Genomic DNA, 13,304 nt, shown 5'->3' on the forward strand with positions numbered 1-13,304 from the left:
CCGATCCACCCTTCGACGCCTTCGCCGTGTGTCCCTTTTGTATGTTTGGACTGACCTGATCGAGCCCGGGATCGAATGCGAGTTACCCCGCGTCACTCATCAGAAATCCTGGAAATCGCTGAATCTTCATGGGCGACATCGCAATTCTTTATCAAAAGGCGCGCCGGGCTGCCCTCTGGGGCGTCGCGGTGAATTCCACGCTGGGCCTAATCAAACTCCTGGGGGGAATGTATGGCCACTCGTTCGCCCTTGTGACCGATGGGGCTCACTCCCTGGTCGATGCCTTGATCTCAGGCTCGCTGGTCGCCGCCCTCTTCTTCGCCCAGCGCCCTGCGGACCGCGAGCATCCGTACGGGCACACCCGGGTGGAGGCCCTCGTCGGAGCCGGGGTGGGCCTGCTCCTGATTTTGCTGGCGATGGCACTGGGCTGGGAGGCCTGGAGTACGAGGAAGCTCGCTCACCCTTCCCCTCACGCGTTCACCCTGATCGTGGCCGCGTTCGGAGCGATCTGTCAGGAAGCTCTTTCGCGATACGCGATCAAGACCGCGCGGCGCACCGGTTCAGGCGCTCTCTTGGCGACGGCCTGGGACTATCGCCTCGACGTCTTCGGTTCCCTCCTCGTCCTGTTCGGCGTCGCCCTGACGAAGTGGGGAGGCCCGAGCTGGCAGATGGCCGATCGGATCGCCGCAGGACTGGTCGCGACCTTGATTGTCTGGGTCGCATCCAAGCTCCTCTGGGAAAATGTCCAAGACCTGATGGATCGGCAGGCCAATCCCCTGGTGCTCCAGGACGTCAGACTTGAAGCACTCGCCGTGGCGGGCGTTCAGGGGGTCGAGAAACTAAGGGTCCGCAAGGCGGGTCTCGAATACCTTGTCGACATCCACGTCGAGGTCGACCCCGATCTCACCGTTCGTGAAGGTCACAACATCGCGCACGCCGTCAAGGACCAGGTGATCACCCGCCTGGACCCCATCCGCGACGTCCTCGTCCATATCGAGCCGTCCCGGACAAACCCGAATGGATTGACGGAGTGACTGACAAGGGGTCAAACCACATGGCCACCCCCCCTCCCCTCGCCGACTTGCTCTTCCCCTCCCGCGACGCCACCTTCGCGTCGATCATCCGCGAACTCTCCGAGCGCGAGACCGGCCCCGCCGCCGATAACCTCGTCAGTAACGAGGACTCTTATCCCCGCGTGGCCGCCGAAGTGGCTCGACTTTGCCCCCCGGGACAAGTCTATCTGGGGGTCGGCCCGGATCAGAATTTCACGATCCTCGCCCACACCAAGCCACGTCTCGCCTTTGTCATGGACTATCGCCGCCGTAACCTCCTCCTTCATCTGGTCCATAAGGCCCTCTTTACGCTCTCCACCAATCGCGTCGCCTACCTCACGCGACTCACCGCGCGAAGGCCAGGCCGCTTGGCTTCCGACCCCAGCGCGGACGACCTCGTGACGGCATTCTCGGAAGCAAAATTCGACCGTCGGCTGCTTGAAACGACCCAGGCCGAGATGGCAGCAATCCTCCAACCGCTCGGCGTGTTGACCGAGCCCGAGTGGAAGCCATTGGCAACGATCCAGGCGAAGCTGGCCGGGCCTGGGATGAATGCCCGCTTCCTCGCCCTCCCGATGTATCCGACCTTGGGCAAGCTCGTCCGAACCCGTGATCGCCAAGGGGCCCCTGCCCACCTGCTCGCGAGCGAAGACCGCTACCAGTTCGTTCGTGAACTCCAGCAAGGCGATCGGCTCATCCCCTTGGTCGGTGACTTCAGCCGTCCTCCCAGCTTGTCCAAGGTCGGAGACTGGCTCCGTGCCCACTCGCTTCGACTCGCCCTGCTCTATGTCTCGGACGTCGAATTCTTTTTGATCCGCGCAGGGCGATTTGCGAGTTATGTCGAGAGCCTGGCGGGACTGCCATGGGCCGAGGGAGCCCAGGTAGTCCGAACGAGCACCCGTGAGATCGCTCATCCCGACCGCACCCCCGGCGATAGTTCGACGACGGTCCTTCAATCCATCGCGATGTTCCTCAAGTTGGCCCGCTCGGGAGCGATCAAGACCGTCGAAGACCTCTTTCCTCGTTGAGAACGTGGCCCCTGGCGAAGAACAAGATGAGCCGCCAAGACCTCGAAAGACGCTCATCTCCGAGAGGGGGACGACAGAGTAGAATCGAAGGAATTCGATCTCTGTTAAACAGGACGATTGTTGGTTCCCCGTTGAATTGGTTATAATCTGGACTAAGTCGGCCATTCTGTATCAGAGGCCATCATCCTCTGCGTCTGAGGCTCTTCGCACGATGAATTCCACGGCGACCGCAGCCCGGCTTCGAGACTACTTCCTGAGCGAACCGCTGATGGCGACCGCAATCGCCGCGGCGCTCTTCGCCCTGGCGACGACCCCCTTGGCCTTTGCGGTCCTGGGCCGGCTGAGCTGGTTCAAGGCAAGGCGAGGGCGGGTGATGCAGCGCCCGGAGTTTTCCTCGATCGTTTGCGCCATGCTCCTGGTGATGGGAATCCCCGCCATTTTCATGGCCTTGGTGGTCAAGAGCCAGCACTTCGATGAGGATCGCTACGAGTTCGACCCGAATAAGACCTGGTCGGTCCTGGAGCAGGGTCGCGGCTATAACGAGCTGAAAGAGGCCGATGAGGCGGTCAGACGCGAAGCCATGCGGCTCGCGGAGGTCCGCAAGAATCTGGTCGAGAGCGTCAAGAAGCTCGACGAGTCGATGCTCGCCCTTCGCGCCGTCGCGGGAACATCCCCCGCCGTGGCCCAGGCCATCCCCTCGGTGCTTCAGAGGTTGGCCAAGATTCACGAGAGCATCGGCCTCGACGGCCCTCAGCAACTGATGGACTTTACCGCCCCGCCGGTTGCAATCGCCTCGATTCCATCCCCGGCTCCCTCTGCGCCGGCTCCTCTGACCAACTTGGCCCCGGCTCCGGTGGCCCCGTTGGCCGGATCAGGGTTGACGAAGGCCCAGGTCGATGCGGAACTCGCCGCAGTGCCTGAACCGCAACGGCCCCTGGCGGCGATGCTTCCGCTGAGCGACTTGCCTGCGGATTGGAGTGTCGGCAAGCTGGGCGATCGGTACTTGGAAAGCTTCAACGCAGACAACCTGTTCGAAAAGATCGACGGTCGAGCCGAAAGCTTTCTCCAATACAACGTCAAGGGAATGGCCTACGCGAACTTTCATCCTACCGGCGACGAGTCGAACGAGTTACAGGTCTACATTTTCGAGATGAGCGATCCCCTCAAGGCGCTTGGCAAATATGGGTCCGAGAAGTCGGACGATGCGAAGCCGTTGACGATCGGCTCGGAAGGCTATACCGCAGCGGGGAGCACCCTCTTCTACTCCGGCCGCTACTACACGCAGATCGTCTCGACGACCGATGACCCGAAGTTCTCGGCCTTTGCGGTCGAACTGGCGAAACGGATCGCCGAGAAACAGAAGGGGGATTCCGCCGCCCCTGCTCCTTCGGGAGAGGGGCCGTCGAAAACCCAATCCACACCGGAGAGCCTGTTCGCTCTCCTGCCCAGCGGTTCAGGGAGGGCGACGCCCAAATATGCGGCCCAGGACGTTTTCGGATACAGCTTCCTCTCCGACGTCTTCATGGCCGATTATGAGGAGGGTGGAGTCACCTGGCAGGGCTTCCTCCGGCCCTACAAGGATGCCAAGGAGGCCCAGGCGGTTTTCGACAAGTACGTCGAAGGGGCCAAGCGAGACGAGGCGGAGATCAAGACGATCGATGCGGAAGGGGCTGATCGAATGATCGTCAGTTCCAATATCGGCCTGGTCGATGTCCTCTTCTTGAAGGGCAACGTCGTTGGGGGGGCCAATGGAGCCACCAACGCCAAGCCCGCCGAAGCTTTTGCACGAGCCTTCGTGAAGAGTTTGCCCAAGACCGTGCCCGCGATCGAATCGGGTCCTTGACGACACTGGTTCATTCCCCTCAACCTCAACGCGTCGAGCCTCCGGACTTCTTGCCCAACGAGAGGATAGCGATGAGCGAAAAGCTGACCCGAACTCAGCTCAAGAATCTGGAACGGCTCGGAGGCGTCAATCCGGCCGATCAGTCGTTCTCGCGCCGGCAGTTCCTCACCCAGGCCGGCGGCACGGGCTTGGTGATCGGTGGCGCCGTGGCGGGCGGCCTCCTCGCCCGCGACCAGTGGGGGATGGAAGGGGTCAAGCCGCCGCCCCCGGTCCGCCTCAAGGACTATTCGGTCGTCTTATCGCCGAGCAAGCCGAACCTCGTCGTGGTCCGTTCCAGCCCTCCACGGGCGGAGAACTTTGCGTCGCGCGAGGAAGAGCTGCATGCGCGCGAGGAGCAGGCCTTCACGATGGTCAAGGCTGCACTCGAAGCGATGGGGGGCGATCGAGGCGTCTCCGCCTTCATCAGCAAGGGGGATGTGGTCGTCATCAAGCCCAACGTCGCCTTTGACAAGAATCCGGACCTCGCCGCCACGACCCAGCCTGATACGGTTTCCGCGGTCGTCAAGCTCTGCTTCGGCGCGGGGGCGAGGAAGGTGATCGTCGCCGACAATCCGATCAACAACCCCGAGAGCTGCTTCTTCAAGACCAAGGTCGGCGAGGCCGCGATTCGCGCGGGGGCCGAGCTAATGATGCCGCAGGACAGCTACTTCGAGCAGCTCTACGTCGGCGGCGAGACGATCACGGGCACCTGGAAGATGTTCTATCGCCCGTTCCGCGAGGCGACCAAGGTCATCGGGATCTCACCGGTGAAGGACCACAACCTCTGCAAAGCGACCGTGACGATGAAGAACTGGTACGGCCTGCTCGGCAATCCGCGCAACCAGTTCCATCAGAATATCCACGGAATCATTTCTGACTTCGCCTTGATGATGAAGCCGACGTTCGTGATCGCCGATGGCCGTAAGCTCCTGATGCGCAACGGACCGACCGGTGGAAGCCTCAACGACGTCAAGAAGGGCGACACCATCGTGGTCGGTACCGATTGCACGTCGGTCGACAGTTGGTGCGTGAAAGAGCTTCTGGGCAAGCAGAGGCACGAGATTCTCTACCTCGATAAGGTCATCAGTCGTGGTTTGGGTAAAGACTGGCGTCCGCAGTGGACTCGGGAAATCACGGTCTGACCCTACGAAGAACCCCCTTTCGTTACCGAGGCAGGACTGATGGTCAAGATCCGACGCGCCTATGAGGCCCTGTTTCTCGGTCTCTTCCTGTTTTTCTTGCTGATCACCGACCTTCGCTACTTGAAGGGTTGGCCGGTCTCGCTCTTCCTCGAGGCGACCCCGCTCGTCGCGGTCTCGACCGCCCTGACGACGCACACCCTCTATCGAAACCTCACGTGGGGCCTCCTGATCATCGCGATCACGATGATCGTTGGCCGCGTCTGGTGCAACTGGATGTGCCCGTTCGGGATCTTGCACCACATCTTCGGGGTGATTGGCAACCGGCGCAACACCAAGCAGATGATCGAGGTGAACCGCTATCGCAAGATCTACGCCCTCAAGTACTACATCCTGGTCGCCATGCTCGCGATGGCCAGCCTCTGGATCATCCCGACGACCCTCTCCGCCCCGGGTCGAGTCTACGCGGCCTACTCGGGGAAAGAACTGCCCCAAAAGGGTTTGGCTCGCGTCTTCGCAGCCGTCACGACCGGCGTTGCCGAAGCGGCGGAAGAGCACAAGACGGGCAACAGCACACTACAAATCGGCTTGCTCGACCCGATCGCGCTGACGGTCCGGTCGATGACGACCAGTGTGCTGCCGACGGCTCAGAAGGCGACCGAGAGCATCTACACTGAGCCTCGAGAATACTGGCAGGCCTGGGTGGTCGGCCTGATCTTCATCGGCCTGCTCGTCGCCAACTGGTGGATTCCCCGATTCTTCTGCCGAGCACTCTGCCCCCTTGGTGCCCTTCTCGGTGTTTTCAGTCGGTTCTCCCTCTGGAGAATCGACCGCGACCCGGTCCGCTGCACGGACTGCGACCTCTGCCTCAAGAGCTGTGAAGGGGCCTCAGACCCCCATACCGACCTCCGCAAAAGCGAATGCTTCGTCTGCCTCAACTGCATTGAGGACTGCCCGCATGACGCTCTCTCGTTCCGCTTCCTGCCCCGGAAGGCGAGCGAAGTCACGTATCCGGCCGTCGGTCGCCGCCAACTCATCCTGGCCGGGCTCTTCGGCGTCTTCTTCTTCCCGATGGCTCGACTTTCTGGCGGAGTCCGCAAGAACTTCAACAAGGCCGTAATCCGTCCCCCGGGCTCGGTGGCCGAGGACGAGTTCCTTCGACGTTGCATCAAGTGCGATCAGTGCATTCGCGTTTGCCCGACCAACGTCTTGCAGCCGAGCCTGTTCGAGGCTGGGGTGGAGGGACTCTGGACCCCCATCATGATCTCGAAGATGGGTTGGTGCGAGTTGAATTGCACCTTGTGCAGCCAGGTCTGTCCGACCGGTGCGATTCGTGAGATCTCCATCGCCGAGAAACTGGGTGTGGGGCCGTTCGAGAGCAAGGGACCAATCAAGACGGGCACGGCGTTCTACAACCAAGGGCGCTGCCTCCCTTGGGCGATGGATACGGATTGCGTCGTCTGCGAAGAGGTTTGCCCTGTCAGCCCCAAGGCCATCTTCACACGTAACGTCGAGGTGACCGATCGCTGGGGCGGGAAGCTCGAGCTCAAGCGACCGTTCATCGACCCGAACCGGTGCATCGGCTGTGGGATCTGCGAGCACGAGTGTCCGGTCAAAGACGATCCGGCCGTCTATGTGACGGCGATCGGTGAAACGCGGGATAAGTCGCGTTCGTTGCTCCTATCCTTGGTCGAAGACAACGCGCAAGACCTCGTTTCGGTCTAACCGTCTTTCGCCAAGAAGTTGTTGGGGTTGGCGGGTACGCCCCTCCATCTTCGTCTACTCTTGTAGGGTAGGCTTCAACCTGCCTCGACCTTGAGGGTCGGCGGGCTGAGGCCTACCCTACAACGCTTGAGACGGCCCTGAGCGAAACCGAGGGGGCCGTACCGGCCCACACAAAAGAGAGGTAAGCACCCAGCCTTGTGGGGCCGGCTTCTTTTCGCGTTCTCGCAACGGAGTGCGGGGTGTCTCCACCGATCAACCACGGGCGCTATTGGGGGCTCATCCGCGCCTTGCTCGTGGGCCTCTTCGTCTGTCGAGGGCTGGTTTATCTCGGAGTCTTGCCCATTTTCGAAGGGTGGGATGAATACCAGCATCTGGGCTACGTCGTCCATGTTCTCGAAACCGGGCAGCCCGCCGTGCTGGGCCAGACGAATGTCCCGCTCTCCTTTTTGCGGGAATTGGTCAAATTTCCCGTTCCCAAGCGGGTGGCTGAGCTTCAGCTCGGCCCTTACGGTGTGGTCGACTACAAGACATTTTGGAGTGATGAGCTGCGCCCAGCGCCGCGCCCCGGTGCCTTGCCACTCTACGAGTCGCAACATTCCTGGTGGTACTACCGGCTTTGCGCACCGCTGTTCTCCTGGCTGGGCGGAGTCGCAAATCTCCCCAAGGCTGTGGGTGGGCTGCGGCTCTTGAACCTCGGATTCGTCGCGGCGGCGGTCTGGCTCGCCTTGGGAGTCGTCGGGAAGGTCGTCCGGGAGCGGCGTGACGCGACTCTGATCGGTCTTGTGATCGCCGTGCACCCCTTGTTCCTGATCAACGGAGTGCGGGTGGCGAACGATGCCCTTGGGGTAATGCTGGCCACTACAGTGATCGCCCTCTGTTTTACTCTGAATGGCTCGCAAGGGATCGGGCGCGGTGTGGTCGTCGGACTCGTCGCCGGTTTCGCGATCCTTGTGAAGGCCGTGAACTTCGGTTTGTTCCCGTTCGTGGCTCTGGCCTGGATCAGTTCCGCCTACCGCAATCGACTTTCAAACCCTCGCGCGATCCTGGGCGGGGCCGCGCTTGCCTTGGCCCTGCTGGCGGTCATCCAGGGCGAAGTCCGTTCCAACCTCAGGCGGTACGGCGGTCTGACGACCATGCAGGAGGCGGTCCGCAACCGGCAAGAGGGGCGAACGAAGGTGGACCTGATCCAAACCGCCCGATCGTTCCGCTGGGATGTTCGAGTCCGTCAGCTCTGGCTCTCGGACTCATTCCTGGTGGGAGGCTGGAGTCGCCAAAGACCCGAAAGAATATTTGCGAATTTTTATTCATGGATTGGAGCCGCAGGGCTATTCGGGGCGGCCTTCGCAACTGCCGGGTTCTTCAAACGAACTGAGCCCGTTCTTGATTCGAGGCTTACAGTTCTCCTCTGCGCTTCGCTCTGCGTTAGCTTCACGGGCGCATTGGCTTATCACATGGTCCAGTCAAAGCTCGCCTGGGGGGAGCCGACGACCTGTCCCTGGTATGCCAGCGCCACGTTCCCATGGTACCTGGTCATTGTCACCGCCGGTGGCCTTTCCTGGCCGGTGATCGCTCCGCTTCGTACTCTCATCCCCTTGGCTTTGACGGTGACCTGCCTCGGGGCGGAGTGGGTCGTCATCTGGAGCCGAATGATCCCCACCTATTCCGGAGGTATTACGGGCCTCCCCGCGTTGCAACGGCTCGCGAGTCTCCAAGCTCCTGTCTTCGGCACGGCGACAATCATCGTGGCTGAGCTTGGCGTTCTGCTTTTCGCGTGCCTTGTCCTTGCGATCGCTCTTGGAAGCCAATCGGACATGATGCTTACTTCTCCATCGATCACGAACGAGGAGAAGTAAAGCCGGCGGGAGTCTTCGAAAAGTCGATAAGACGTGAACCGGACGAGAGTCACATTCAATCCGCCCCGTCGCTTTCTAACCGCTTCGCAACGGCTACCGTTTCCAGCCAGGGGAGCAAGCCCTTGGAAATCGATCATTACAGCATGTTTGGCTTGTTTTCAACGATCACCGGTGTTCGAAACGAAGCGAGGACGAGGCTTGTTTAGCCCCGCCCTCGCTTCCTGGTTCATGACCTGTCAGACGTGCGGAAAATCAGCCCGCTCACCGACTATTCGTCACAGGCCCGGGCGTCGCGGCGAGCACCTTTGATCCCAGGGTGAGGTAGTCGGCAACGATGCTAGCAACCTCGTCGTTGTAGTAGTCCGATTCCCAGGCGGGATGCTCGGTGAACTTCTTCTTGGCCTTGTCCTTCTTCGGCTTGTCCTCGTCCTTCGTGATGTCCTCGTCGGGCACGAATTCCGAGCGGAACTTTTCTTCGTTGAGCGAGATCGAGTGCCGCGCTTTTCGTTCCACGAACTTGGCGATCCGCTCTTCCTGCTTCTGGAACTTCGGGTTGGCTTTCCGACGGTCGAGCGACCGCGTGTCGATCTCGCGGACCAAGGAGGGGTTCACTAGCTTGAGTCCGGCAATCGGCAACGCGTTGACCTTATCGAACTTCAAGGCGTTGTCCATCTTCCCCTCGCCGAAGTCGGCCTTGTCGCGGATGGAGGGGATATGGATGTGCGGGGTGACTCCCAGGACCTGGGTGCTCTCACCGTTGACACGGTAGAACTGCTGGATCGTCAGCTTGAGGGCCCCAAGGTTCGCGTCGTCGCGGCGGCGGAGCTGCTCATTGATCGGGACGATGCTCTGGACTGTCCCCTTGCCGAAGGTGCTCGAGTCACCCACGATTAACCCACGGTCGTAGTCTTTGATGACGCCCGCGAAAATCTCGGAGGCACTCGCACTCAGGTGATCGATGAGGACCACGAGGGGACCGGTCCAGGCGGCTCCTTCGTCTTTGTCATCAATGTGCTTGACGCCGGAGGCATCTTTGACCTGGACAATCGGCCCGCGATCGATGAAGAGACCCGAAAGCGTTCTCGCCTCTTCCAGAAGACCGCCGCCGTTGCCTCGCAGGTCGAGAATCAAGGCATTGATCCCTTTTTCCTTGAAGCCGCGAATCAGCTTCTTGGTATCCACGGTGGCGCTGACGGCGTCGGGGTCCTGAGCCATCACGGCCTGAGTATCACCGTAGAAGGCAGGCAGATTGATGACCCCAACCTTGTAGACCTTGTTGTCGGAGTCCTTGACGTCGATGATCTGTCCCTTGGCATGCTGTTCGACCAGCTCGATCTTCTGGCGAGTCAGCTCGTAGATCTTCCGATCCTTGGTGCCGGTGGGCTGGACGATCAGGCGGACCTTGGTCCCACGGGGGCCGCGGATGTAGCGGACGACGTCACTGAGCTTCTTCTCCACGAGGTCGGTCTCGGACCCATCCTCATTCTGGATCCCAATGATCTTGTCCTCGGGCTGAAGCCGGCCATCTTTATCAGCCGCCATCCCGGGCACAACCTCTTTGACAACCGCGTAGCCGTTCTCAGACTGGAGTGACGCTCCGATGCCTTCGAGCGAGAGGTGCAGGGTCTGGCCGATCGTGTCTTCGAGCGTCTTACCGCTCATGTAGCTCGAATGGGGGTCGAAGGTTCGGGTCAAACTGCTGAGATAAACTTCAAGCAGTTCCGACATGTCGAACTGGTGAAAGAGCCGATTCCGATCCTTATAGCGAATCTTGACCTTATCGACCGCTTCCTTCTCATCCGTCTTGTCGACCTTGAGCTGAAGCAGGTCGAGCTTAATCCGCTTCCTCCAGCGCTCCTTGGCTTCATTCTCGGTCGCCGGGTAGTCGATCAAGTCAGGATCGTCATCAATTGATTCATCAATGGTGTAGTCTTGCTTCTTGTCGAGATCTTCGAGCGCCGTCTTGAGGCGTTCGTCGGTCCGCTCAAGGAACCGAGCAAAGACTTTCTTGGGAAAGTCGAGGTTGCCCTCTTTGATTTTATCATCGAGAGTCGTGGCCTCGGCCATAAACTCATCGATATCCGCTTTCAAGAAGTAGTACTTCTGAGGATCGAGATCCTTGAGGAAGTTCTGACACCACTTCTTGGCGATTTCGTCGTCAATCTTAGGCTTGGCCATGTGGCCCAGTTCAAGCAGATTCACAACGACCCGTGCCGTGTCCTCGTCCAAGGGCCTGGACTTCGGCGATTGGGCGCCCACGACTGCCGCGATGAAGCCCATGATCGCGAGCAGCGCCAGAGGACGGAATGCGAGTCGAGGCATGAGAGTTGGTTCCGAAGGGCTGGATGGGTCGTCGTGCGGAACGCATGGTTCAACACCTTGCCATCATATCCGTCGATCGATTCAGCGACAAGACCGACCCTGATGGTTGAGCGACCTGGAGGGGACGGGACTTGTGGCAACGTTCAATCGTCGAGATCGATGGCCGCGTCACGTCATCTGAACTGTGAATACGACGCGACGACGAAGATGGTTCGCCTCGGCTCTCACGCGCGAACCTTTGTCTCTGTCATAGTCTCGACGGGACTTGCCTTTCTCTTGAGTCTGAAAAAAAAAGGCGCAAGGATTGCTCTGCAAATGTTTTTGCCCCCTTTCTTTGGGTTCTAGAACGGTGATGAGTCAAAGGATCCCGCCCCGTGATCGATGATCCCGAACTGCCGTCGACCGGTCTTTCAACGGTCTCTGAAAGCCAGTCACGCTGGCGCGTCTGGGCTCCCAAGGCCGATCGTGTGGAACTCGTCCTGGGCCTGGGCGACGAGGCGCAACGCCTCACCATGGAACCGATCGGCTTGGGCTTCTTTGAATGCATGACCGCACACATCGAACCAGGTGTGCGCTACGCTTACCGGCTCGATGGGGGCCCTCCCCTGCCCGACCCTTGCTCGCGATCGCAGCCCGATGGAGTCAACGCGGCCTCGGAAGTCTGGTTCCCTGAACGGTTCCGATGGAACGATGATGCGTGGCGCGGGGTCGAGCGATCGCGGCTCGTCGTTTACGAGCTCCACGTCGGGACGTTCACACCCGAAGGGACTTTTGAGGCCCTGATTCCCCGGGTTGAGGAATTGCTCGACCTTGGGATCACGGCCATCGAGCTCATGCCAGTCGGCCAATTTTCGGGAACGCGAGGCTGGGGTTACGACGGCGTGTTCCCGTTCGCCCCCCAGAACAGCTACGGCGGCCCCGAGGCGCTCCAGCGGTTGGTCGACGCCTGTCATCGGCGGGGAATGGCCGTCTTTCTCGACGTTATCTACAACCATTTCGGCCCCGAAGGGAACGTGTTTCCGCTGTTCGGCGACTACCTGACCGACACCTACAAAACCGCCTGGGGCCCTGCTCTGAACTTCGACGGACGGGGGAGCGACGCCGTCCGCGCGATGGTTCTCGAGAACGCCCGACAGTGGATCCGCGACTATCATATCGATGGTTTGAGACTCGATGCGGCCGACCAGATTTTCGACCGAAGCCCGCGAAATATCCTCTCGGAAATCGCGGAGGTTGTTCACGTCGAGGCCGCTCGAGTCGGTCGTTGCGCCCACGTCTTCGCCGAGACCGACCTCAATGATGCGCCTCGGTTCCTTCACCCCGTCGATCGCGGCGGATACCAACTCGATGGACAATGGAATGACGACTTCCACCATGCGGCCCATGTCGTTTTGACCGGGGAAACGAACGGATACTATGCCGATTTTGCCGACAGTCCGGCCGCGCTCGCCAAGGCTTATGAGCGTCTGTTCGTCAACGACGGGAATTACAGCCCGTTCCGGGGCCGGAGGCACGGGACAAAGGCGACCGAGTTCAGCGGCGATCGATTCCTTGCGTTCACGCAGAATCATGACCAGGTTGGCAATCGGCTGAAATCGGACCGGTATGCTTCGATGCTCGCCCCATCAGCCGTACGGTTGGCCGCGGGCATCCTCCTGCTCGCGCCTCGTCTCCCGCTGATTTTCATGGGGGAGGAATACGGCGAGACTCGCCCCTTCCCGTTCTTCTGCGACTTCCAGGACCCTGGGTTAATCGAGATGATTCGCGAAGGGCGGAAAGCTGAGTTTTCCTACTTCGGCTGGGAAGCCGAGATCCTCGACCCGTTTGCAACCTCCACCCGAGACTCGGCCGTCTTGAGCTGGTTCTGGGAAAGCGGGCAACGACTCGGCCTTCGCCTCCTTTATCGCGACTTGCTACGGCTTCGCCGCGAACTGCCGACCTTGGCGGATTTTTCCCCGGCCAGAACGAGGCTGATCGGGGACGATGCGGCGAACTCGGTTCTTTCCGTTCGCCGGGGGGGATCTCATCAGGAACTTCGGATTGCGCTCAACCTGAGTCCGAACGTCCAGCAACTCACCGAGGACTGGCAGAACAAGCCCCCCTTCTTTCGCTCCGAAATCGAACGATACGGCGGCCCGGGGTGCGAATCTGCCTCATGGCATGGCCACCTTCAACCTCACGAATTTGTCATCCTGGAACCGAGCTGAGCATGCTTGTTCCATGGCGGCGCGTGTGCCCCACTGAGGTGGGGAAACCGTCGGCATTGTTTTTGCTCACTCCTCGTCCCGTCCGCCAGGGAAATG

At 60.5% G+C, this 13,304-nt stretch carries 8 protein-coding genes; 7 read left to right on the forward strand and 1 reads right to left on the reverse strand.

The features are described from left to right. Positions 1–128 precede the first annotated feature (128 nt). From SINAC_RS28655 to SINAC_RS28680, 6 genes are all read left to right on the forward strand, one after another. Entirely contained in the window at positions 129–1,034 is a 906-nt protein-coding gene (locus SINAC_RS28655) for a cation diffusion facilitator family transporter (protein WP_015249064.1), read from the forward strand. A gap of 20 nt (positions 1,035–1,054) precedes the next feature. Next, a complete protein-coding gene (locus SINAC_RS28660; RefSeq protein ID WP_015249065.1) occupies positions 1,055–2,080 on the forward strand; it encodes an LIC_10091 family protein in 1,026 nt (341 codons plus the stop codon). A gap of 211 nt (positions 2,081–2,291) precedes the next feature. After that, complete coding sequence (locus SINAC_RS28665) at positions 2,292–3,923, forward strand: DUF6599 family protein (protein WP_015249066.1); 1,632 nt, start codon at positions 2,292–2,294, stop codon at positions 3,921–3,923. Between the two features lie 71 nt (positions 3,924–3,994). Continuing rightward, a complete protein-coding gene (locus SINAC_RS28670) occupies positions 3,995–5,104 on the forward strand; it encodes a DUF362 domain-containing protein (RefSeq protein WP_015249067.1) in 1,110 nt (369 codons plus the stop codon). Between the two features lie 39 nt (positions 5,105–5,143). Continuing rightward, complete coding sequence (locus SINAC_RS28675; protein ID WP_015249068.1) at positions 5,144–6,826, forward strand: 4Fe-4S binding protein; 1,683 nt, start codon at positions 5,144–5,146, stop codon at positions 6,824–6,826. Between the two features lie 239 nt (positions 6,827–7,065). Further along, on the forward strand, positions 7,066–8,679 hold the full coding sequence (locus tag SINAC_RS28680; protein WP_015249069.1) for a glycosyltransferase family 39 protein: 1,614 nt from the start codon (positions 7,066–7,068) through the stop codon (positions 8,677–8,679). A gap of 261 nt (positions 8,680–8,940) precedes the next feature. Here SINAC_RS28680 and SINAC_RS28685 read toward each other — a convergent pair whose 3' ends face one another. Next, positions 8,941–11,001, reverse strand: a complete 2,061-nt coding sequence (locus SINAC_RS28685) for a carboxy terminal-processing peptidase (RefSeq protein WP_015249070.1) — start codon at positions 10,999–11,001, stop codon at positions 8,941–8,943. A 374-nt stretch (positions 11,002–11,375) separates the two neighbouring features. Between SINAC_RS28685 and treZ the strand changes: the two genes are divergently transcribed. Further along, positions 11,376–13,208 (forward strand): malto-oligosyltrehalose trehalohydrolase, encoded by a 1,833-nt coding sequence (gene treZ, locus SINAC_RS28690; protein WP_015249071.1) that lies wholly within the window; start codon positions 11,376–11,378, stop codon positions 13,206–13,208. Positions 13,209–13,304: the final 96 nt, after the last annotated feature.

It is taken from the genome of Singulisphaera acidiphila DSM 18658, from assembly GCF_000242455.2.
Lineage (GTDB): Bacteria > Planctomycetota > Planctomycetia > Isosphaerales > Isosphaeraceae > Singulisphaera > Singulisphaera acidiphila.